This is a genomic window from Pelagicoccus sp. SDUM812003 (genome assembly GCF_031127815.1).
In the GTDB taxonomy this organism is placed as follows: domain Bacteria; phylum Verrucomicrobiota; class Verrucomicrobiia; order Opitutales; family Opitutaceae; genus Pelagicoccus.
The window spans coordinates 360,656-381,191 of the sequence record NZ_JARXHY010000004.1 but is presented as its reverse complement, the minus strand read 5'-3'; the positions used below and the strand labels follow the sequence as shown (position 1 = coordinate 381,191).

General features: G+C 59.2%; 20 protein-coding genes. 6 read left to right on the top strand and 14 right to left on the bottom strand.

Annotation, left to right across the window (positions count from 1 at the left end; genetic code table 11):
• Positions 1-277: 277 nt before the first annotated feature.
• Positions 278-1,741, top strand: coding sequence for a hypothetical protein (locus tag QEH54_RS08185; RefSeq protein WP_309018169.1), 1,464 nt, complete (start codon positions 278-280; stop codon positions 1,739-1,741).
• 83 nt (positions 1,742-1,824) lie between these two features.
• Here QEH54_RS08185 and ndk read toward each other — a convergent pair whose 3' ends face one another.
• From ndk to fabG, 4 genes are all read right to left on the bottom strand, one after another.
• Entirely contained in the window at positions 1,825-2,241 is a 417-nt protein-coding gene (gene ndk / locus QEH54_RS08180; protein WP_309018168.1) for a nucleoside-diphosphate kinase, read from the bottom strand.
• Positions 2,242-2,290: 49 nt separating this feature from the next.
• A complete protein-coding gene (fabF, locus tag QEH54_RS08175) occupies positions 2,291-3,541 on the bottom strand; it encodes a beta-ketoacyl-ACP synthase II (RefSeq protein ID WP_309018167.1) in 1,251 nt (416 codons plus the stop codon).
• A 91-nt stretch (positions 3,542-3,632) separates the two neighbouring features.
• A complete protein-coding gene (gene acpP / locus QEH54_RS08170) occupies positions 3,633-3,893 on the bottom strand; it encodes an acyl carrier protein (protein WP_309018166.1) in 261 nt (86 codons plus the stop codon).
• 36 nt (positions 3,894-3,929) lie between these two features.
• Positions 3,930-4,676 carry a 3-oxoacyl-[acyl-carrier-protein] reductase gene (gene fabG, locus QEH54_RS08165; protein ID WP_309018165.1) on the bottom strand — a complete coding sequence of 249 codons (747 nt, stop codon included), beginning with the start codon at positions 4,674-4,676 and terminating at the stop codon, positions 3,930-3,932.
• A gap of 179 nt (positions 4,677-4,855) precedes the next feature.
• Between fabG and QEH54_RS08160 the strand changes: the two genes are divergently transcribed.
• The 5 genes from QEH54_RS08160 to proC all read left to right on the top strand — a co-directional run bounded on the left by QEH54_RS08160 (position 4,856) and on the right by proC (position 9,355).
• Positions 4,856-5,605 carry a pseudouridine synthase gene (locus tag QEH54_RS08160; protein ID WP_309018164.1) on the top strand — a complete coding sequence of 250 codons (750 nt, stop codon included), beginning with the start codon at positions 4,856-4,858 and terminating at the stop codon, positions 5,603-5,605.
• A gap of 17 nt (positions 5,606-5,622) precedes the next feature.
• On the top strand, positions 5,623-6,357 hold the full coding sequence (locus tag QEH54_RS08155; RefSeq protein WP_309018163.1) for a hypothetical protein: 735 nt from the start codon (positions 5,623-5,625) through the stop codon (positions 6,355-6,357).
• 50 nt (positions 6,358-6,407) lie between these two features.
• On the top strand, positions 6,408-7,283 hold the full coding sequence (folD, locus tag QEH54_RS08150; protein ID WP_309018162.1) for a bifunctional methylenetetrahydrofolate dehydrogenase/methenyltetrahydrofolate cyclohydrolase FolD: 876 nt from the start codon (positions 6,408-6,410) through the stop codon (positions 7,281-7,283).
• A gap of 32 nt (positions 7,284-7,315) precedes the next feature.
• Entirely contained in the window at positions 7,316-8,437 is a 1,122-nt protein-coding gene (locus QEH54_RS08145; protein WP_309018161.1) for a hybrid sensor histidine kinase/response regulator, read from the top strand.
• Positions 8,438-8,545: 108 nt separating this feature from the next.
• Positions 8,546-9,355, top strand: coding sequence for a pyrroline-5-carboxylate reductase (proC, locus tag QEH54_RS08140; RefSeq protein WP_309018160.1), 810 nt, complete (start codon positions 8,546-8,548; stop codon positions 9,353-9,355).
• Between the two features lie 128 nt (positions 9,356-9,483).
• On the opposite strand, the gene QEH54_RS08135 is transcribed toward proC, so the two are convergent.
• The 10 genes from QEH54_RS08135 to QEH54_RS08090 are packed head-to-tail and all read right to left on the bottom strand — an operon-like array spanning position 9,484 to position 20,420.
• Entirely contained in the window at positions 9,484-10,146 is a 663-nt protein-coding gene (locus tag QEH54_RS08135; RefSeq protein ID WP_309018159.1) for a cytochrome c, read from the bottom strand.
• Positions 10,146-10,772: a cbb3-type cytochrome c oxidase subunit II gene (locus tag QEH54_RS08130; RefSeq protein ID WP_309018158.1), complete on the bottom strand. Its 627-nt coding sequence runs from the start codon at positions 10,770-10,772 to the stop codon at positions 10,146-10,148. The genes QEH54_RS08135 and QEH54_RS08130 overlap by 1 nt, the downstream gene beginning before the upstream one ends.
• Positions 10,769-12,250, bottom strand: a complete 1,482-nt coding sequence (locus QEH54_RS08125) for a cbb3-type cytochrome c oxidase subunit I (RefSeq protein ID WP_309018157.1) — start codon at positions 12,248-12,250, stop codon at positions 10,769-10,771. Before QEH54_RS08125 ends, QEH54_RS08130 begins: the two co-directional genes overlap by 4 nt.
• Before the next feature lie 42 nt (positions 12,251-12,292).
• Positions 12,293-12,571: a hypothetical protein gene (locus QEH54_RS08120; protein ID WP_309018156.1), complete on the bottom strand. Its 279-nt coding sequence runs from the start codon at positions 12,569-12,571 to the stop codon at positions 12,293-12,295.
• 11 nt (positions 12,572-12,582) lie between these two features.
• The gene (locus tag QEH54_RS08115; RefSeq protein WP_309018155.1) at positions 12,583-13,812 is read right to left on the bottom strand and encodes a hypothetical protein; all 1,230 of its coding nucleotides are present in this window, start codon (positions 13,810-13,812) and stop codon (positions 12,583-12,585) included.
• Entirely contained in the window at positions 13,809-14,423 is a 615-nt protein-coding gene (locus QEH54_RS08110; protein WP_309018154.1) for a c-type cytochrome, read from the bottom strand. The genes QEH54_RS08115 and QEH54_RS08110 overlap by 4 nt, the downstream gene beginning before the upstream one ends.
• Before the next feature lie 4 nt (positions 14,424-14,427).
• Positions 14,428-14,985, bottom strand: a complete 558-nt coding sequence (locus tag QEH54_RS08105) for a DUF3341 domain-containing protein (protein WP_309018153.1) — start codon at positions 14,983-14,985, stop codon at positions 14,428-14,430.
• A gap of 25 nt (positions 14,986-15,010) precedes the next feature.
• Complete coding sequence (gene nrfD, locus QEH54_RS08100; protein WP_309018152.1) at positions 15,011-16,432, bottom strand: NrfD/PsrC family molybdoenzyme membrane anchor subunit; 1,422 nt, start codon at positions 16,430-16,432, stop codon at positions 15,011-15,013.
• The gene (locus QEH54_RS08095; protein WP_309018151.1) at positions 16,432-19,767 is read right to left on the bottom strand and encodes a TAT-variant-translocated molybdopterin oxidoreductase; all 3,336 of its coding nucleotides are present in this window, start codon (positions 19,765-19,767) and stop codon (positions 16,432-16,434) included. Before QEH54_RS08095 ends, nrfD begins: the two co-directional genes overlap by 1 nt.
• Positions 19,764-20,420 carry a cytochrome c3 family protein gene (locus tag QEH54_RS08090; RefSeq protein ID WP_309018150.1) on the bottom strand — a complete coding sequence of 219 codons (657 nt, stop codon included), beginning with the start codon at positions 20,418-20,420 and terminating at the stop codon, positions 19,764-19,766. The genes QEH54_RS08095 and QEH54_RS08090 overlap by 4 nt, the downstream gene beginning before the upstream one ends.
• Positions 20,421-20,536 lie beyond the last annotated feature (116 nt).

The window sequence follows — 20,536 nt, the reverse complement described above, 5'->3', positions numbered from 1 at the left end:
GAGGAACGCTTTACACAATCCAGCCCGTGAGGGCCGTTCCTTGGAGGCTGACGAGTCACCTCCTAAAAAGCGCCGAGAGCTGGAGGCCGAACTCCCGAGTCCGCTCGGAATGCCATCCACACCCTACAGCGAGCATTCAGCAGGCCCATCCCAGCTTGAACGCAGGTCCGGCATAGAGCGTTTCACTCATTCTGAGGACAACGCCTAATCCCAGGCCAAGCGTTCCGATATGCGATGCCACGATCCGCGATGCGGATCCCCAGCGACTTCACCAACGATGAAAAGCCTACAATCCAAACTGAAAACCGCCTTCGTGGCCTCGAGCGCGATCGCGGCCCCCCTTCTCCTTCTCTCCACGCTCCCGGCGCTTTCCGCGATGCGAGCGACCGCTTCAGCCTCGATCGGCATTTCGGAGACCGTGCTCTCCCTGCTGGTCACCGGGACGGTTCTCGGCTGCATCGCTCTCATCTATCGCGTGTCGATCGCTTTGGCTGGACGTCCTTTCGAGCAGCTGGCCCAACCGGAATCGGACGGAAAGCTGTCTCCCGTTTTCCAAACCAGAAGCCGAAGCGCCGAAGAGGACGCGCTCAAGCGCCGTATCCTTGAGCAAAGCCAGCAGCTGGCCGCTTCGAAGGAACGTAGCGAAACCCTAGAGAAGGAACTGAGCCGAGCGAACGCACGCGCAGATCAGCTCGAGCGAAAAGCCGCCGAGCTGTCGGGCAGAATCGAAGAGCTGGAAGCCTCCAGCCGGAAGCTGAAGTCCCAAAACGAAACCCTGCAGTCCTCCAAGGTCGCCCTGGAGCTGACCCTCGAAAACGAGCGCAAGTCAAAGGTCGGCGTCGAAGTCGAAAAGCGGACCGAAGAGATCTACGCCCAGCTATCAAACGCCGTCTCCGCCGCTTCCTTCAAAGCCGTCTGGGTCCCGAGCATGGTCAACCAGCTGCGCACTCCCATCGCCCTGATCAACCAGCAAGCCGCTCGACTCCACAAGACCTGGGACTCCCTCTCCTTCACCAAAGTGAAGGACGATATTCTGGAAATCCAAGAGCAGAGCGAGCTACAGATAAAACTGCTGGACGAGCTGCTGAAACGCGAAACCACCCTCACGCCAAGCCCTCCTGTCGCTTCGAATTCCAGCGCCTCCACCCCTTCGGAAACCTCCTTTGAGCCACAGCATGGAGCCGCATCCCAGCGAGCCGAGCTGCGCGAGACCCCGCTTGAAAGCCAGACCGTCGAGCAGCCGGAGCACGCAGAGGTCGAGGAGCCTCCAGCCCTGTTCGTGGAGGAGCCGCCGGCCCTCGATCTCGAACCGATGCCTAGCGAAAAGAACAAGTCGTTTTCACTACGCTCGGAGTACGATCTGATTCGCATTCTGGACAACCTGACCAGGGAGTTCTCCCTCCTGGCGAAGAACACCAGAATCGAATACGCCATCGACGAGGACCTAGAGGTCGAACTCACCGACTCCACCCTGCTAAACCTGCTTCACGGACTGGTGGAAATCGCGGTCGACCAAGTCTCCGACGGCTCCATCACCATCGGCGTCGACCTGCAAACCGAGTCGATCCAGTTCGATGTGGCCTGCCAAGGAAATCTCAAGAACGTGGCCGGCATCGACCTGCGACATATCGATTCCCTCGCCTCGGAGCTCAAAGGCAAACTCGGCATCGACGCCCCGTCCGCGACCGAGCTCCACCTCTCCTTCGACTACCGCTTCGAAGCGATCGAAGACGCGAACTAGACGACCTCTTCAAGCAAAGGAAAAGACCGGCTCTCTAGCGAGAGCCGGTCTTCAAAGTTTCGATACGGACGGATACGCTTCGCCTAGGCGAAAATCTCCTCGTCCTGGTAAAAGCGCTTCAGCTCGGCAGCCGCGGTGTCCGGGCCATCGGAGGCGTGCACCACGTTGCGCATCATGTCCGTGCCGAAATCTCCGCGGATGGTGCCCTTCGGAGCCTTGGTGGAATCCGTCGGACCCAGCAGCTCACGCACGCGAGCGATCACCTTCTCGCCTTGCAGGGCGACGAAGATCACCGTACGGGAGCTCATGAACGCCTCGATTTCGGGGAAGAACGGCTTGTCCGCCACGTGAGCGTAGTGCTCGCGCAGGATCGCCGAGTCCAGCTTCGCCATCTTGCAAGCGACGATCTGGAAACCTTCCTTCTCGAAGCGCTGCAGCACTTGGCCCGCCAGGCCTTTGTCCATGCAATCCGGCTTCAGGATGATAAACGTTTTTTCCATCTTAGATTAGGGTTTGATAAATGGGAGTTCGCTCGTATCGACAATCCGGTTACACCGACTTGAAAAGCAGCGAAGCGTTCTGGCCGCCAAAGCCGAGACTGTTGCTCATGGCCACGGAGATCTTCGCCTCGCGCCCTTCATTGGCCACGTAGTCGAGATCGCAATCCGGGTCCGGCGTCTCCAGGTTGATCGTCGGGGCGACCTTGCCCTCCTGGATCATCTTGGCGCAAGCTACGGATTCGACCCCGCCCGCAGCCCCCAGCAAATGGCCCGTCATGGACTTGGTGGAGCTCATCATCAGCTTGTTGGCGTGATCGCCAAACAGGCCGCGAACCGCGGCGGTTTCGAACTTGTCGTTGTAGGGAGTCGAAGTGCCATGAGCGTTGATGTACTGCACCTCTTCGGCGTTCACGCCGGCAGACTTCATGGCTCGCTTCATGGCGGAAATCAGCCCCTTGCCTTCCGGATGCGGAGCGGTGATGTGATTGGCGTCGCAAGAGGCGCCGTAGCCCGCGAGTTCGCAAATGATGTTCGCCCCACGCTTCTTGGCGTGCTCAAGCGTCTCCAAAACGAGGATACCCGCGCCTTCGCCCATCACGAAGCCATCGCGATTGGCATCGAAAGGCCGGCTGGCCCGCTGCGGATCGTCGTTGTTGGTCGACATGGCCTTCATCGAGCAGAAGCCGGCGTAGGAAAGCGGAGTGATGGTAGCCTCGCTGCCGCCCGCGATCATGACGTCCGCTTCGCCGAGACGCAGCGTTTTCATGGACTCGCCGATGGCGTGCGCTCCCGTGGCGCAGGCGCTGACGATGGAAAAGTTCGGTCCCATGGCTCCGTACTGGATCGCCAAAACTCCGGAAGCCATGTTCGAGATGAGGGCCGGGATGAGGAAAGGAGACACCTTGCGCGGACCGCTGGTAAGCATCTTCTCGCAGTTCTTCTCCATCGTATCCATGCCACCGATACCAGACCCTACGAAGACGCCCACCCGATCCGGATCTTCCTTCGACATGTCGATACCCGAACTGTCCATAGCCTGTTTGGCCGCGGCTACCGCGAACTGCACGAAACGGTCGTTTCGACGAGCCTCCTTCGGATCCATGGCCACCGTCGGGTCGAAATCGCGCACCTGACCGCCTATCTTGCAGGTGAAGGCTTCGGTGTCGAAGGCGTCGACCAGGCTAATGCCGTTCTTGCCTTCCATCAGGCTGCGGAAGAACGATTCGGTATCGAGACCGATCGGCGTCACAGCGCCGAGTCCGGTCACGACCACTCTTTGGTTGTCGGGCAGATCACTCATATCTGAAGAAGCTATCTTTCTACGAAAAAGTCGCTTGAAGCGAAAACTACCAAGCGACCTTTGTCGAAATTGAATTGTGGATGGCTACGGCTTAGGCGCCTGCCTTTTCCTTGATGTAGCTGATGACGTCACCAACGGTCTGCAGCTTTTCCGCGTCAGATTCCGGGATCTCGCCGTTGATCTCGTCCTTGAACTCTTCTTCGAAAGCCATGATCAGCTCGACCGTGTCGAGGGAATCCGCGCCGAGGTCGTCCAGGAAGGAGGCGCCTGGAGTGATCTGCTCTTCGTTCACGTTGAGCTGGTTTACGATGATCTCAGAGACTCGTTGTTCGATTGTTTTTTCGTCAGCCATTTTAGGTCAAAAGATAAGAAATAAAGTGACGAGGGATCACATCGCCATGCCGCCGTCAACGGTAAAAACCTGCCCCGTGATATAATTCGCTTCCTCGGAAGCTAAGTACGTGACCATGTTGGCGATATCGCTCGCTTCCCCCATGCGTTTGAGGGGAATTTGCGGCAGAATCATGTCCAAAGCTGCATCGGCGAGCTTGGCGGTCATGTCGGTTTGGATGAAGCCGGGAGCCACCGCGTTGACCGTCACGCTGCGCGAGGCGAGCTCGCGAGCCAAACTCTTGGTGAAACCGATCATGCCGGCCTTGGCCGCGGAGTAGTTGGTCTGCCCAGCGTTGCCCATGATGCCGGAAACCGAGGTGATGTTGATGATGCGGCCGAAACGCTTGCGGGTCATCGGACGGGCCAGCCCTTTCACCCAGTGGAAAACGCTATTCAAGTTGGTCTCGATCACGTCCGACCAGTCCTCTTCGCTCATGCGGAAAAGCAGGTTGTCCTTGGTGATGCCAGCGTTGTTCACCAGGATGTCGATGTTGCCGTACTCCTTGATCAGCTCCTCGCAAAGCGAGGCGACCGCGGGACCGTCCGCCACGTCCACCGCCTTGGCCACGGCTTTGCCGCCCGCGGCGTTGATGGCCTCGGCCGCCGCTCCACAGGAGCTTTCGGAACGCGAGACGCAGATCACGGTGACGCCTTCCGCGGCGAGCGATTCGGCGATGGCGCGGCCGATGCCGCGGCCTGCTCCCGTGACGAGGGCGACTTTGTTGTCAAAAGTGAGTTTCATGATGCGAAGCAAGTTAAGGGGGTTCGGAGCCGGCCCGAGAACGCCCGAGCTGGGGAAAGAAGTAGCTCTACAAGGCGGTCGCCGCTTGGCAATGATAGTTTTTCGGGCGAGAAACATAGCTGCTTGGCAAAGAAACCGTTGCCAGCCAGCCTTCGCTCTGCACGATTCCCGCCTCTTATATGAGCTCGCCCAATTTGATCAGAACCCAGAAACTCCTTTCCGAAGCGGGCATCTGCTCGCGTCGCGTGGCCGAGGAGTACATCAAGAACGGCGAGGTCACCATCAACGGCAAGGTCGCCGAGCTGGGCTCCAAGGTCGATCCGCAGCAGGACGACGTGCGATTGAACGGACGCCGCATTCGGGCCAGCAAGAAGCAGCAGGTGGTCATCGCTCTCAACAAGCCGAAGGGCTTCATCTGCAGCAACGACGATCCGCACAACGAACGCACCGTGTTCGATCTGCTGCCCAAGGAACTGGCCGACGAGCGTCTTTTCTGCGCCGGCCGGCTGGACAAAGACAGCGAGGGCCTGCTCATCATCACCAACGACGGTGAACTGGCCAACCAGCTCATGCATCCCTCCAACATGGTGACCAAGCGCTACCACGTTTCGCTCAAGCAGCCGTTTCCGCGGGCCAAGCTCTTTCGCCTCACCCGCGGCGTGACCGTTGAAGGAGAGAAACTTAAGGTTGAGAAAGCGGTCTTTATCGGCGATAAGAAAAAGGAGGATTCCACGGAGATCGACGTGGCTATGCATCACGGCAAGAAACGCGAGATCCGCCGCCTCTTTCAAGCCCTCCATTTCGACGTGAAAAAGCTCAAACGGTATCAGATCGGCAAATACAGCATCAAAGGCATGCCCAAAGGGGCAGGCATCCAGCTCACTCCCCGCGAGATCGAGCTGCTCTTCAAACCGGACCTCTCACTTTAACCATTCGCCCACGAATCATGAAGATCGCCATCCCCTTCTTCGCCTTGGCGCTCGCTGCTCTCGCCAGCGCCCAGACCAACATCCCCGTACGACTCGCCCCGAGCCCCGACGCCCCGGAAATCGGCCAGCTGGAAGCCATGTCGCTCGCCGTGCCCGCCGAATGGCCGCAAGGAGAGCAACCGGTCGAAGGCTGGAAACCCGTTTACTACCAAGGTGTTTTCGAAGTCTACGTCGACAACAACGCTATCCAGAAGGACCTGACGGTGGAACCCGGCACCCCTTATTTTCTTTCGCCTGACCCCGGAGCCTACCAACTCTCCATCGCCACCGAAAAGGACAAGACCGACATCCTCAGCGTGGACACCTGGATTTCCCATCTGCAGCTCGAGACCATCCTCGTCGCCTACATCCAGGATCAGAGCGTCGACGCCAAGCGCATCGTAAACAACCTCCCCGATCAAACGCCCAGCCTGGCGAAGAAAACGCCTGCCAGCGAGCAAGCGGTGCGCGAGTTTCAAGGACGCCTGCTCAAGTCTGGCATGCTGCTGAAGAACCGCAGCGGCTACGCCTACAGGCTGGTGGGCCCCGACGGCAAGACCTTGGCTTTCGTCGATCTCAGCCAACTCCCCGACCGAGTGCAAATAAGCGACTTCGTCGAACTGACCGTAAAAATCACCGGCACGTTGAAACCGAACGAAAACGGCGACACCCTTATCCTCGTCGCCCAACGCTTGGCCAAGGCCTCCAACTAGATCGCTCCCTCCCTCCCTCCCTCCCTTCCCAGCAAAGCCCTGATCCATCCATGAAACTGATCGACGGAAAACAGATCGCCAAGGATATCGTCACCGAACTGACCGAAGAGGTCGCCAAGATCGAAGGGCCAAAGCCCTGCATCGCCTTCATTCGCGTAGGAGAGGATCCCGCCTCGGTCTCCTACGTGCGCTCCAAGAACCGCACCGCCGAGAAGATTGGCATAAAGCCGCTGCTTTTCGAACTGCCCGAAAGCATCACGCAAGCGGAGCTGATCAAAAAGGTGGACGAGCTCAACGCCGATCCCGAGGTCCACGGCATTCTCATCCAGTCTCCCCTGCCTTCCCAGCTCGACGAGCAGGAAGCTTTCAACCGCATCCACCCCAACAAGGACGTGGACGGATTCCACGTGCAAAACGCCGGCCGAGTGGTCCAGGAGGACCCCAACGGCTTCGCCTCCTGCACCCCTGCTGGCATCATCGAAATCTGCCAACGCGAAGGCATTTCGCTCGAAGGCAAGCACGTGGTGGTCATCGGACGCAGTCTCATCGTTGGAAAAACCTTCGCCTTGCTGGCCATGCAAAAAGGCCCCCATGCCAACGCGACTGTCACCGTTTGCCACTCCCGCACCCGGAACCTTCCCGAGGTGGTCAAATCGGGCGACGTGGTGGTCGCCGCCATCGGCCGACCGAACTTCGTCACCGCCGACATGGTCAAGGAAGGAGCCGTGGTGATCGACGTGGGCATCAATCGCGTGGAGGATCCGAGCAAGAAAAACGGCTATCGGCTGGTCGGCGACGTCGACTTCGCCGCGGTGGAGCCCCTGGCGTCTCGCATCACGCCGGTGCCCGGGGGAGTCGGTCCCATGACTGTGGCAATGCTGATGAAAAACACTTTCAAAGCCTATAAACTTCAGTCAAGTTCCTAGCTCCGACTCCTTGTTTCCACCTAGAAGACCGCATGAGCGACATCTCAGAAAGCCAACGCAGCGTGCTCGTCGTCGACGATGAGCCAATCAATATCCAACTCCTCCAACGAAAGCTCGAATGGGATGGGATCCACGTTCTGACTGCTGACAATGGCGAAGACTGTCTCGAGGTCGCCCGCAGCGAACGACCCGACTTGATCCTCCTCGACGTGATGATGCCCGGCATGGATGGCTTCGCGGTCTGCCAAAAGCTGCGCGAGGACAAGCGAACCAAAGCCATCCCGGTCATCTTCGTCACCGCCCACAATTCCAAAAAGGGAAAGCTCGAAGGTCTCGAAGCTGGCGCCGTGGACTACATCACCAAGCCGATCGATCTGGACGAGACCATCGCCCGCGTGCGCACCCAGCTCAACTATCTGGCCATCAACAAAGCCAACGTGGAGCTGACCCGCCGCCTCGGCGAATCTCGGCGCTCCGCCGCCATCGGCGCCCTCACTCAAGGCATCGCTCACAACCTCAACAACCTGCTGGGCGTGGTCATGGGCTACCTCGAGCTGGCCAAAGTCAACTACAAGGACCCAGACAAGGTGCTCAAGAACATCGCCCGAGTGGAGTCCGCTTCCAACCGCATCGTCGGCATCATCAAGCAGCTCAGCACCGTGGCCTTCACCACGCGCTTGCCGCTGCACGAGATGAGTCTGGAGCGCCTCATCAGCGGCAGCATCCGTCGGGCACGCGAAGACAGCAACCGCGAGTACGATATCAGCATCGAAAACAATCTAGGCGAAATCTTTATACGCACCAACATCGAGGCCTTTGAAGACGCGCTTTCGAAACTGATCATCAACGCATGGGAAAGCTACGGGTCCGACCACGCCGGAGCCCGCCCCATCGAGCTAAAGATCGCCAAGAAAGGCCCCGACATCGAATTCCTGCTCATCGACCAAGGCCGCGGCATCGATCCAGAGGTGGAGGAAAACATGTTCGAGCCCTTCATCAGCACCAAGAACACGGTCGGAGTGGGTATGGGACTCACCGTCGCTCGCCACGCCATCCGCACGCTCGGCGGCGAAATCCAAATCGCCGATACCGAGGGGGCTCCCGGCGTCACCGTCCGTTTCAGCCATCCCATCGATCGGGATGAAAATGACTAGAGCGCTGGCCCGCCCACGCATCGCTTGATAAAGCCTCCTCGCTCCCAGCGACGGAGGCTTTTTTGCCTTTCGTTGACTTCTCCCGCACTCCCCTTCCTCATCGATGGCATGAGTTTTAAAATAGGATTCATTGGAGCTGGAAACATGGGCCGCGCCATTGCGAGCGGTCTCGTCGCCAAAGGCATCTGCGCCCCCGCAGACCTCCGCTGCGTCAGCGCCTCCGGAAAGGGCGCCGAAATCATGGCGCAGAAAACCGGCGGCAGCGTGGCGGCCAGCAAGCGCGAACTCATCGAGAATTCCGATGTCGTCATCCTCGCCTTCAAGCCGCAACACCTCGAAACCATCACCAAGGAGGAAGCGAACGCCTTGGCGGGGAAACTCGTCATCTCCGTGCTCGCCGGACGCACCCTCGAATCCATGCAGGCCGTCGCGCCAGACGCGGCCAACCTGGTCCGGGTCATGCCCAATACGCCGTCGCAGATCGGAAAAGGCGTCTCCACCTACTGCTTCAGCAAGGATCCCAGCGCCCAGGAGAAAGAGACCGTCGAAGCCATTCTCTCCTCCTTGGGTACCGCTTATGAAGTGGCGGAAGAGCAGCTGCATATCGCCACGGTGATCAACGGCTGCGGCCCCGCCTTCTATTTCCGCATCGTGCAACTGCTCGGCGAAGCGGCAGAAAAGCGCGGACTCGACAAGACTCTCGCTATGAAGCTGGCCGCGGAAACCGCGATCGGATCCATGGAGCTCTTCAACGCCAGCGGACGCGACCCTCAGGACCTCATCGATGAGGTCGTCTCGCCAAATGGCGTGACCCACGCCCTGCTGACCAGTCTCGACCGCAACGGATTTCCCCAGATCATGGACACCTCAGCCGGCGACGCAGTCAGTCGCTCCGTAGAGCTCTCGCAAAGCAAGTAGCCGAAGGACAGCTCGACTCCCTTTTCCTAGGGCGAGACGACCTTCGAACGCATTTGTCCACCTACAAAGAAACTGCCGAGGCGAGCCCACGGCAGTTTCAAATTCGATGTTGAGCGACCTCGCTCTCGCTATTCGAAGTGGCTCTGCAGCTCCGCAGCGGTCCAAGTCCCGCGCGATCCGGTATCCGCTCGCACCGCAGCCACCTGCTCCGCCGTCACTTCACTGGCCTCATTATCCCAGGAGCCGCGGATGTAGTTCACCACCGCCGCGATTTCAGCATCGTCGAAGACCGCTCCAAAAGCGGGCATGGCGCCGTTGTAGGTCTGCCCCTTTACGGTGATCTCTCCGCCGAGACCGGAGAGCAGGATCTTGATCGGCAGCTCGCCGTCACCCGTGGTCACCCACTCGGATCCGGCCAAAGGAGGAAACGCGCCCGCGAGCCCCTGCCCGTTCGCCTGGTGGCAGGCCGAGCACTGCTGAGCGTACAGAGCTCCCCCGTCGACGACTACCGGTCCGGCAGGTTCCTTCGGTCGGTTCAGGTACGCTTCCATGGCCGCGATCTGTTCGCGGTCCGCCACGTAGGCGTGACTATCCCCTCCCGCGAAATAACGACGGAAGTAGAACCAGCCAAAGACGAAAACGATGATCAGGGCGATGGTCGTGAAGAACGCTATGGGCGAGCCGGCAATGGGAGTGCGACGGATCTGGGCGTGCACCCGAATGACGCTCTCGTCATTGGCACGGCTGGCGTCGAGCTCAGGCAGTTCCTGTTGGTTGCGATTGTCTTCCATTACTTGTAGGAGAGCTTTTCAGGAGACGGCGCGGTCTCGATCTCGTAGCTGATATTCAGGCTAGCCAAGTAAGCGGCGAGCGCTTCCGCTCGTCGGGTGGGAACCACTTCGTACCCTGGAGCGACAGCGAAAGCCTGCGGGAGGTCCAAAGCGCGCTCGGAAGCCTCGCCCACGATCTGACGGGTCTCGAAAAGAAAACCGTACGGCGGCATGTTGGAGCCAGGCGAAGTGATCTGGGGATTGTAAAGATGCAAAAGGTGCCAGTCCACGTCAGGGCGACGAGCCCCGACATTGGTCAAATCCGGTCCAAAGCGATTGTCGCCAGTGAAGACTGGCGATTGGTCGATGTAATCAAGCGCCACGGTCTGGCGCTCGCCCCAGCCGCGTTCCACATCCGAACCGGAGACCGCCCGCACTTGCTGGGTGTGACAGGCCACGCAACCCAGCTCCTGATACGTTTCCCGACCTTGGTGCTCCGCTCCCGTCATCAGACTGGGAATGCGATCAGCGCCCGAGCCGATGGCGGAGAGATTGCCAGCTTCGGAAATGGGTTTCACCAAAGTCAAAGCCCAGGAGAGCGAGACTACGATGAGGACTCCGAGAAATATGAAAGGACCTCTGTTCATAGTGGAGTGTACTCCAGTTCTGGAGCCGACTTGATCAGGTCAGCGGACTTTTCCTTTTCGCTGCGTGGAGCTAGGAGCATCCACGTGAAGGATACGACATATGCCATGCTGCCGCACAGGAACATTGCGTAGCCAATGGTGGCGAGAACAAGGTAGGACTGAGTGCTCTGCAGTATCGCTACGGCATCGGCTGTGCTGCCGTTAAGCAAGGATCCATGAGCGATGCCGCCAGTGATGGCGCAGAGCGCAATGACGAAAATCGACAGGCCCTGCACCCAGAACTGAAGGTCGGCCAATCCGGCGCTCGCCAGCTCCTTGTTCAGCAATCGCGGCAGTATGTAGTAGAGCGCTCCCATGAAGCTCATGCCCGCGAATCCAGCTAGAAACAGGAAGCGCACTCCGTCATCGAACTGGCTGAATTGCACCGTGTCCTGCACGCTGCGCAGCGAACCGACGATGATCAACAGCGTGGAAGCGATGAGGGCCACCACCCCGTAAAAGATGTATCGGATGGATATGGTATCCCAAATCTTGGAAAAGCTCGCCAGCAAGCTGGAAAGAAACTGCATGGAGAAGATCGTGATCGGCAGGAACAGGCCAAAGCTTGCCACCACGCCGACTGACGCCACCCAAGCCGGGAACGGACCACTCACCAAGGCAGCCAGGCCGCTGCAGCTGGAAAAGATGATCCAGCTCCAGAAAGCGATGCCCGCCTGACGGTAGCCGACGATGTGCTGCCCAAGAGCTTTGGGGATCAAGTAGTAGATCGTCGCGAAGGCGAACGGAGCGATCACCAATCCGAAGAGATTCCCCTTGAACCAGCTAGCCACGACCGCTTGGAAAACCCCTTGCGCGGGCAGGCAGAAAATCATGACTTGCGCCACGGTGTAGATCCAGACGAAGGAAAACACGCCCGCTAACGCGTACCACTGGGAAGCGAAGGCCGACCGGTAGGCGCGGGCTTTGAAGGTGAGAACGATCCACAAGCCGATACCTCCAAAGGCAGCGAAGAGAAACGGCGCCGCATAGGACGGGAACTCCAACATGCGGTAGGGACTCAGTTCACCGCGGAAAATGCCGATCAAACCGATCACCACCGCGACGTTCCAAGCTCCGCTGGAAATCGCCAGCAATCCGCTATTGCCCGAGGGACGGCCGGAAAGGCGGGCCAAAATCCAGGCGCAGCAGGCGAGTCCCGCATTGAAGAGCCAACCGAAAACCAGGGCGTTCCAAAAAGCTGGATAGACCTTTCCGTAGGTGAGGAACTCCGAGTCGCCGAGGTAGTCCGGGCTGTGCAGCTTGATGGAGACGACCAAACCAAGCACCGAACTGATAAGCAGCCAGAAGACCGAGCCTTTGACCAACCCAAGAACCGCGAACCGTATCGACGAATCGATCGCCTGCTCACGGTCGCGATCGGCGGCCGAGCCTTCCAAAGTCGGAAAGAGCGATGAGAAGAGGTTGCAGATCAAATTCATAAGCTAAACGTCGCAAGCCGTAGTCGAAACCGAAGCGTCGCCCTACTTCGCCTTTTCCGCGATCACGAGTTCCTTAGCTCGCTCAATGGAGAGACGAACCTTGCCGTTCGCCGCATCGGTTACCGAATAGCTTTCCAGAGCGGACTCCGCCTTGCCTTGGTGCTCCGCGAGGGTCGGGATGTCGAGAGCGGCCGGAGCGGCAGCTTCGGGCTCGTCGACATACACTTCGCTGGTGAGGAACCAGAAGAGCAGGAAACTGCCGACGATCGCTACCACGACCGGAAAGGAACTACGAGAGGGTGTGTGAGCTTGGGCACTCATTTCGTAAACGCTTAGTGGTTGTGATTCAGGCACTCGCCGATGCGCGGATCGCGAATCGGAATGATCTTAACCTTGTGGAAGCTGCTCCAATAGGCCCAAAGGAGAACGCCCGCGCCTCCCACCAACGCCGCGACCAGCCAAAGCAGACCGAGCGGGTGGTGAATGAAGTCGACCGGATGATCGTGAGCGTCCTTCAGGGATGGCAGCACGTTGAAAATGATGTCGAAAAGCTGCATGAAAAGGATCCAGCAAGCCATGAATACCATCGGTCCGTACTTGGTCTTCAGCGGAAACTGCAGCATGTAGAGGAACGGAAAGAGGAAGTGGCCGAAAATGAGGAACATGGAAACTTCCCACCACATGCCTTGCTCGCGGAAGTTGTACCAGAAGGTTTCTTCCGGGATGTTGCCGTTCCAGATCAGGAAGTACTGCGAGAAGCTGATGTACGCCCAGAATACCGTGAAGGCGAAACACAGGGTGCTGAGGTCATGCAGGTGCTTGGTGTTGAAGATGCCCTTGAGCGGTCCCTTCGCCACCAGAAACGCCGCCACGAGCACGAGAACCGCGAGCGCCGCACGCATGGCGTTGGCGAAGAACCATACCCCGAACATGGTGGAGAACCAATGGTACTCCAAGCTCATGATCCAGTCGAAGCCGAAGGACGACCAAGTCAAAGCGACCACTACCAGTCCGCCTGCCGCGTGCTTGCGGCTGGAAAAGGTGTGCTCCGCAGAGCCGTCAGCGTCCTGGGAGATGGAGTTGCGCCGGAAGACGCGAGCCAGATAGATCCAGGCAGCGAAGCAAAGCACCGCCCGGGCCCAGAAGAAAGGTTCGCTCAACCACCAGGTCTTCTTTTGGTAGAGAATGTCCTCCCCTACGGTTCCGTGACCGTGCAGCACGTGGTCCGGATTCATCCAGATCCATACGGTGTCCTGAGCTCCAAGGTAGGTGATCAGGAAGAGAGGGATGAACAGCAGCCCCAGCCAAGGCAGGGCAGCCAGGAAGTTCTCCGCCTGACGACGAATGATCGTCGACCAATAGGCGTCGAAGATGTGGTGGATCATCACCAGAAACAACATGCCGATGACGATCGACGAAGTGAAGAGCATGCCGATCAGGTAGCAGAAAGCCGCCATGCGCGAATCGACGAAAAAGCCGATCAGGGCTACGATCAGGCCAACGGCGCCGACCATCAGCCATTTTTTGGGATTCGGAAGCGAATCGTCGCGAACTGCACTCATAGTCCTAGCTCCTCCTTAGTCGCGGGAGTTAAATCATTCACCGAGCCGTTCGCCGCCCGCTGCAATGCGCGAACGTAGAGAACGACCTTCCAGCGGTCTTCGACCGAAAGCTTTTCCTTGTAGCCATACATGCGTCCGCTACGGCTGCCATGCCCGATGTAGTGAAAGATCTCTCCGTCCTTCATATCGGTATAGGGAGCGGCAGTGAGATTCGCGATCGCAGTCATGCCATAGTCCGCGGTACGTCCGGCGCCATCGCCCGTCGCCCCGTGACAGACGGTGCAGTAGATGTTGTAGCGTTCCTGCCCGCGCTCCATGGCCGCGTTGTCGACCGCGATGGGGAAACCGTTGGCGAACGCGCCGTCGACCTTTCCGGTCGCCATGAACTCGTTTTCGATGAAGGTTCCGCGAGCCACCGTGTTCGGCACTGGGAGACGGTCGACGCGTCCGTCCGCGAAAAAAGCGCTTTCCGCTTGAGGCTGGTACTTCGGCATGTGGTCCATGTCGTCAAAGACCTCGATCGGCGGCTTGGTGAACTTCGTGCCGCGGAATCCGAGAACGGAAACCACCGCCACGACGATGAGAATAAATGTCAGGTATACGTAGCGCATCGCGTTAGTCCTCCATGTCGGAAATTTCCACCGGATGCAGGCCTTCGATGAAGGCGCGCGTCTTGGCGTCGTCGAACTGCGGATCGTTCTTCTCGATGTAGAGGAAAAACTTGTCGTCCGAGGCTTCGGCCACTTTGTCGATCTTCAGCGCCGGATGGTAGTGCATCGGAAGCTTGTTCAGGATGAACATGCCAGCGATGGACGCGAATGCCGAGAAGAGGATGGTGAGTTCGTAGGAAACCGGAAACGCGAAAAAGGGGCTGAACAGCGGCTTGCCGCCAACCAGGATCTCATAGCCCTTGATGTAGAACGGGAGTTCCAGACTAGACGCGTTAGTGATGAAGATCATGCTCATCCCGGTGATGAATCCGAGCGTACCGCCGCAGATGGTGAAACGCGGGACCAGCGAGCGCTTCAAGCCCATGGCCGCATCCATCCCGTGGATGGGAAACGGCGTGATCACGTCCCAGCATTTATAGCCGGCGTCCCTCACCTTTTCCGCCGCATGCATGATGTCGGCCGGGGTGTCGAACTTAGCGAGTATTCCAAATTTGTCCGCCATTTGATAGAGGAGTCGACGTTAGAGATTAGTGGTGGTGAGGGTCAGCTTGAGGAGTGACCGCCTTGATTTCCGCCATGGCCATCAATGGCACGAAACGTAGGAACAGGAGGAACAGCACCGAGAACAGACCGAAGGTTCCGAGATAGGTGAAGATGTCCACCACCGTCGGGCTGTAGTAGCCCCAGCTGGATGGCAGGAAGTCGCGAGAGAGCGAGGTCACGGTGATGACGAAGCGCTCAAACCACATGCCCACGTTCACGAAGATGGAAATCACCCAAACCAGCGTGGTGTTCTCGCGGATCTTCTTGAACCAGAAGAACTGCGGCGAGATGACGTTGCAGGAGATCATGATCCAATAAGCCCAGGCGTAGTTGCCGAAGGCGCGGTTCACGAAGGCGAAGATTTCGAAGTCGTTGGCCCCGTACGCCGCGATGAAGAACTCCATCCCGTAGGCGTAGCCGACCATGGTGCCGGTGGCCAAAACGATCTTGGTCATGCAATCGATGTGGTACTGCGTGATGAGATCCTGCAGGCCATAAACGGCGCGCAGCGGCAGCATCAGCGTCAAAACCATGCCGAAACCGGAGAAGATCGCCCCTGCCACGAAGTAAGGCGGGAAGATGGTGGTGTGCCAGCCCGGGACCAGAGAGATGGCGAAGTCGAAGGATACGATGGTATGCACCGAGAGTACCAGCGGCGTGGAGAGACCTGCCAAGAGCAGGTAGAGCATTTCGTAGTTGCTCCAGTGGCGATTCGAGCCGCGCCAGCCCATGGCCACGATGCCATAGGCGATCTTGCGGATCTTGCTCTTCGCCCGGTCGCGCACGGTGGCGAAGTCGGGAATCAGACCGATGTACCAGAACAGCACCGATACGGTACCGTAGGTCGAGACCGCGAACACGTCCCACAGCAGGGCCGAACGGAAGTTCGGCCAGATGGCGTTGGCGTTCGGGAATGGGAACAGGTAGCCCGGATAAAGAGCGAACCAGACGCGGCCCACGTGGAAGACGGGAAACAGGCCCGCGCAAACCACCGCGAAGATGGTCATGGCCTCCGCGGCGCGATTGATCGAGGTGCGCCACTTCTGTCTGAGCAAGCAGAGGATCGCCGAGATCAGCGTTCCCGCGTGACCAATGCCGATCCAGAAAACGAAGTTCACGATGGCCCACCCCCAGTTCACCGGATTGGCCAAGCCCCAGACGCCGACGCCGGTGGCGGTCAGGTACACGAGACCGACAACCGTGAAACTGGCGATGCAGCACGCGATGATAAAGCACACCCACCACCAAGTCGGCGTCTTTTCTTCGATGATACCGCAGACCTTTTCGGTGATCCAGTTGAAGCTGCGGTCGTTCGCCACGCACGGTTGGCGCGGGATGTCGACCGGATTCACCTCCTCGAGGATGGCGGGTCTCGCTTCGTGAGAATGGGAGCTAGCGCTAGCCATTAGTGGTGTCCTCCGTCATTGCCTTGATCATTGGAAATACCGCCCTGATGGGCGTCGTAGCTTTCATCCATGCCCGTCACTGGGCGCTTCTTGTCACCGTAGGCCTTCTTCTTGTACTCCACCTTGGAAAGCGGCTGGTCGAAGTAGTCTGGCATCTTCGGATTCGGATTGCGGACTCGCGCCATAAAGGTAGTGCGCGGACGAGTGTTCAAATAGCCGAGCAGCGAGTAGGTGCGCTCGTTGTCGCGCTGCACCGAGACGCGGCTTTCCGTATCGAGCAGATCGCCGAAAACGATAGCGTCCGTCGGGCAGGCTTGCTCGCATGCCACCTTGATCGCTCCGTCGCGAACGCGAACGTCGCCGCTGTCTCCGGCCTTGGCCTGCTGGGCGATCTTGGCCTGGTTGATGCGTTGCACGCAGAAGGTGCACTTCTCCATCACGCCGCGCATGCGCACGGATACGTCCGGATTCTGAGCCATCTGCACCAGCTCCGGCATGCCCTTGGGAGCGAGCGGCCCCAGATAGAGCTTGTCGAGCTGACGTTGCTGGTAATCGAAGAAGTTGAAGCGGCGAACCTTGTACGGGCAGTTGTTGGCGCAGTAGCGGGTGCCGATGCAACGGTTGTACGCCATGGCGTTGAGGCCTTCTTCGTCGTGAACCGTAGCGTTCACCGGGCAAACCGTCTCGCAAGGCGCGGTTTCGCACTGCATGCACGCGATGGGCTGGAGGGAAACCTGCGGGTCCTCGGGGATCTCCGTATTGTCGGAGGATCCGGACGAGAAGTAGCGGTCGAGACGGATCCAGTGCATCTCGCGCCCGCGACGTACCTGGTCTCGGCCGACGATGGGAATGTTGTTCTCGCTCTGACAGGCGATCACGCAAGCGTTGCAGCCGGAGCAGACGTTGAGGTCGATGCTCATGCCCCACTGGTGGATTCCAGTGAGATTCGGATGCTCGTAGATGGAGCCGCCACGCGGGGTGGTGGTTACCTTCTTTTGCGTGGATTCATCCTTCGCGTCGCCGTAAACCGCAGGAGAATGGGATTCCATTCCCATGTGGGAAACCCACTCGCTATCCTTCGCGTAGGTGTCGAGGTTGGCTTCGCGAACGATGGCTCGACCTTCCATGGACCAGTGCTCCTGCGTTTCGGCCAACTGGTAGGTGTCACCGGTCAGGTCCATGCTCGCTCCGGAAACGAAGGCGGAAGCGGTGCGCAGCTTGTAGGCGCTGAAGCCGGAGCCCGTGCCGACACGGCCGGTCTTGGAGCGTCCGTAACCAAGCGGCAAGACGACCGTGTAGTTGTCCAGACCCGGCTGGATGTGGATGGCGCCAGTGATCTCGCGACCGCCCACCTTGAGGGTGGCCACGGGGGCGAACTGACGTCCGTCGCGAACCTTGTTCGGGTTCTTGCGAGCCACTTGAATCATGGAATCCGGGGCCACGATCTCAAGCTTCTTGGCCAAACGCGGGCTGACGATGATGGCGTTGTCCCAGGTCAGCTTGGTCATGGGATCGGGGCATTCCTGCAGCCAGCCGTTGTTGGCGTAGCGGCCATCGTCCACCGAAGCGTCGTTGAGGAAGCGAACCTCCAAGGAGTCTTCGGTGGGCGCCGCTGGCGCCTGGTAGCCGCGCAGCATGCCCGCCAGCTCAACACCTGAGATGTTGGCGTTCGAGGCGCGAAATCCGCGGGTCAGGAATCCCTCGTTGAGAAACTTGTCGAAGCCGCGCTTGCCGGCGCTTCCGTTGGCGGTCTGAAAGGTTTCGTAAACCAGGCTGTAGCCGTCGGCGTTGGCCGAGCCGACGAGTCGAGCCAAAGTCTCGATTTCCGAAAGCCCGTCGAAAAGTGGCAGGATCATGGGCTGCTGGGCCACGACGTCGCCATGGTAGGTCTCGCCGTCGCCCCAAGCTTCGAGGAAGTGGGCCTGCGCGATATGGTAGGTGGACGCCTCGGAGGTCTCGTCGAAATAGTAGCCGAGACGAATCACCTGATCCACCTTGCCGAGCAAGCCGACGAAATCGAGGTCCGCAGGAGCGTTGTAAACGGGATTGCCTCCAGAGATGAGCAGGGAGCTGACGCCACCTTCTTCGATGGACGAGGCGAGATCGCGAATGCTGGCGGCTTGGCCATTGTCCACCAATGCGATGGATACCGTCTGGCGCAGATTGCCCAGCTTTTCATTGATCAGCAGGGCCAAGGCATGGGCTTCCGGAGCGAGGTGCTGACCGGGGAAGACCAAGCTCTTGCCCTTGTGGGCGGCCAGGTCTTCGGCGCACTTGGCGATCCATTCCTTGGTTTCCGCGTCGAGCTTAGCGGCAAGCGGCTCCAGAACGGGTGTGAGCGCGTTGCCTTCCACTCCGAGCTCCAGCTCCAGAGCGAGAGCGGCGAGGAAGGCCACCATCTGGCTGGAGGCCAGACGCTTGCGGTGATCGGCCATTCCACCGGTGAGGGAGAAGTTGCTTTCCACCGCGTAGAGCCGGTTCATCTGATCGGAGCTCGAGCGCAAACGACGCCCGTCGGCGAACTGCTTGGAGAACTGGACCGAGCCCAATTCCTCGTCGAGGAAATCCGCATCGACGGAAAGCACGCGCTCGGCCTTGGAAAGGTCGTACTTGGGCAGAGCGGCAGCGTTGCCCGTCAAGCGCGCCGCGGCGATGGCTCCGCTTTTGACTTCGACGGCGTCGTATTCGACCCACTGAGCCTTCGGGAAGGCCCGAAGAAACGCCTTCTTCAAGCGGCGACGCGTCGGCGAGTTGGCGCTTTCGGTCAGCACCGCCAGGCCCTGCCCTTCGTTCGCGGCGTAGTCCTTGTTCAGCTTGGCGAGCAGATCGTAGACGTCCGCGTTGCTGAGCTTGGCCGCTCCCTTGGCGTGGGCCGTGGCGCGGTCGGGATCGTAAAGGTCGAGAATGGCCGCCTGGGCCTTGCGGGTGGTGCCCCCTCGGTAGCCCGGGTGATCGGCGTTGCCTTCGATTTTAGTCGGACGCCCGGTATGCGTTTCCACCAAAAGCGGCAAGGTTTCCCCACGCAGTGGAAAGCCGGTGGCGTAATAAAGCGCCTGACCAGGCACCTGATGCTCCGGCATCTTGGAATACGGCAGGATATGCGACTCCGGGCGGCGACATCCGGAGAAGCCGATGCCTCCGATAGCGAAGGACGCCGCCATGATCTTAAAGAAGTGGCGACGATCCACTTCGTTCATTTCCGAAGCTTCCGGTCCGAATTCGCGCTCGACTTGCTCGAGGAATTCCGGGGTTTGCGACAGGTCGTCTAGGCTGCGCCAGTAGCGCGGGCCTGACAGTTCCGCTGTTTCAGGATGAGTGTAAGGTGCGCGTTTCATCGGTGGCAGCCTGTGCAGCTTTGAGGAGGTGTAATGTTGCGTTCTTCAACGAGCTTGAGCCCGTCCCTGATCTGGGCGACCTTGCCGCCGGGATGCTCCCAATCGAGATCGTAAACCTTGTCGACGGGCCGAAGAACTTCTTCCGGGTGGCGGTGACAGTCGAGACACCAGCCCATGCTCATGGGCTCGGCATGCTTCACCACCGCCATTTCGTTGACCTGACCATGACATTCCACGCAGGAAACGCCACGCGTCACGTGAGCCTGGTGGCTGAAATAGACGTAGTCCGGCACCTCGTGAATACGTTTCCACGCGATAGGCAGACCGGACTCGTAGCTCTCGCGCACCGGCGCCAGCAACGGGCTGTCGGTCTTGATCATGCTATGGCACTTCATGCAGGTGTCCGCCGCTGGAATGTTGGCCACATCCGATTGGTCGACCTTGTCATGGCAATAGCGACAGTCCAAGCCGAGCTCGCCGACGTGAAAGCTGTGATCGTAAGGCACAGGCTGGCTCGGCTCGTACCCGACCCGAGTGTACTTAGGCGTCACATAATAGGTGATGCCGGCAAGCAGCGTCGTCACGAAGATGATGAGAAATACAACGATCTTCAGTGGCAGCGCATTGGACCACTTAGGGAACACTTTTGACATAGCGCGAAAGGGTTTGCCGTTTAACTGTCGGACGCAGAGTTACGCGAACCGCGAATCCTCTCGGCTCACCGAGCGAGGATCCTGCCTGAGCTGAATCGCGGAACTCGACGTGCGAG

Excerpts from the sequence above, each read along its gene's own strand:
- QEH54_RS08185 (WP_309018169.1), top strand. The coding sequence starts at position 278 with ATGAAAAGCCTACAATCCAAACTGAAAACCGCCTTCGTGGCCTCGAGC.
- ndk (WP_309018168.1), bottom strand. The coding sequence starts at position 2,241 with ATGGAAAAAACGTTTATCATCCTGAAGCCGGATTGCATGGACAAAGGC.
- fabF (WP_309018167.1), bottom strand. The coding sequence starts at position 3,541 with ATGAGTGATCTGCCCGACAACCAAAGAGTGGTCGTGACCGGACTCGGC.
- acpP (WP_309018166.1), bottom strand. The coding sequence starts at position 3,893 with ATGGCTGACGAAAAAACAATCGAACAACGAGTCTCTGAGATCATCGTA.
- fabG (WP_309018165.1), bottom strand. The coding sequence starts at position 4,676 with ATGAAACTCACTTTTGACAACAAAGTCGCCCTCGTCACGGGAGCAGGC.
- QEH54_RS08160 (WP_309018164.1), top strand. The coding sequence starts at position 4,856 with ATGAGCTCGCCCAATTTGATCAGAACCCAGAAACTCCTTTCCGAAGCG.
- QEH54_RS08155 (WP_309018163.1), top strand. The coding sequence starts at position 5,623 with ATGAAGATCGCCATCCCCTTCTTCGCCTTGGCGCTCGCTGCTCTCGCC.
- folD (WP_309018162.1), top strand. The coding sequence starts at position 6,408 with ATGAAACTGATCGACGGAAAACAGATCGCCAAGGATATCGTCACCGAA.
- QEH54_RS08145 (WP_309018161.1), top strand. The coding sequence starts at position 7,316 with ATGAGCGACATCTCAGAAAGCCAACGCAGCGTGCTCGTCGTCGACGAT.
- proC (WP_309018160.1), top strand. The coding sequence starts at position 8,546 with ATGAGTTTTAAAATAGGATTCATTGGAGCTGGAAACATGGGCCGCGCC.
- QEH54_RS08135 (WP_309018159.1), bottom strand. The coding sequence starts at position 10,146 with ATGGAAGACAATCGCAACCAACAGGAACTGCCTGAGCTCGACGCCAGC.
- QEH54_RS08130 (WP_309018158.1), bottom strand. The coding sequence starts at position 10,772 with ATGAACAGAGGTCCTTTCATATTTCTCGGAGTCCTCATCGTAGTCTCG.
- QEH54_RS08125 (WP_309018157.1), bottom strand. The coding sequence starts at position 12,250 with ATGAATTTGATCTGCAACCTCTTCTCATCGCTCTTTCCGACTTTGGAA.
- QEH54_RS08120 (WP_309018156.1), bottom strand. The coding sequence starts at position 12,571 with ATGAGTGCCCAAGCTCACACACCCTCTCGTAGTTCCTTTCCGGTCGTG.
- QEH54_RS08115 (WP_309018155.1), bottom strand. The coding sequence starts at position 13,812 with ATGAGTGCAGTTCGCGACGATTCGCTTCCGAATCCCAAAAAATGGCTG.
- QEH54_RS08110 (WP_309018154.1), bottom strand. The coding sequence starts at position 14,423 with ATGCGCTACGTATACCTGACATTTATTCTCATCGTCGTGGCGGTGGTT.
- QEH54_RS08105 (WP_309018153.1), bottom strand. The coding sequence starts at position 14,985 with ATGGCGGACAAATTTGGAATACTCGCTAAGTTCGACACCCCGGCCGAC.
- nrfD (WP_309018152.1), bottom strand. The coding sequence starts at position 16,432 with ATGGCTAGCGCTAGCTCCCATTCTCACGAAGCGAGACCCGCCATCCTC.
- QEH54_RS08095 (WP_309018151.1), bottom strand. The coding sequence starts at position 19,767 with ATGAAACGCGCACCTTACACTCATCCTGAAACAGCGGAACTGTCAGGC.
- QEH54_RS08090 (WP_309018150.1), bottom strand. The coding sequence starts at position 20,420 with ATGTCAAAAGTGTTCCCTAAGTGGTCCAATGCGCTGCCACTGAAGATC.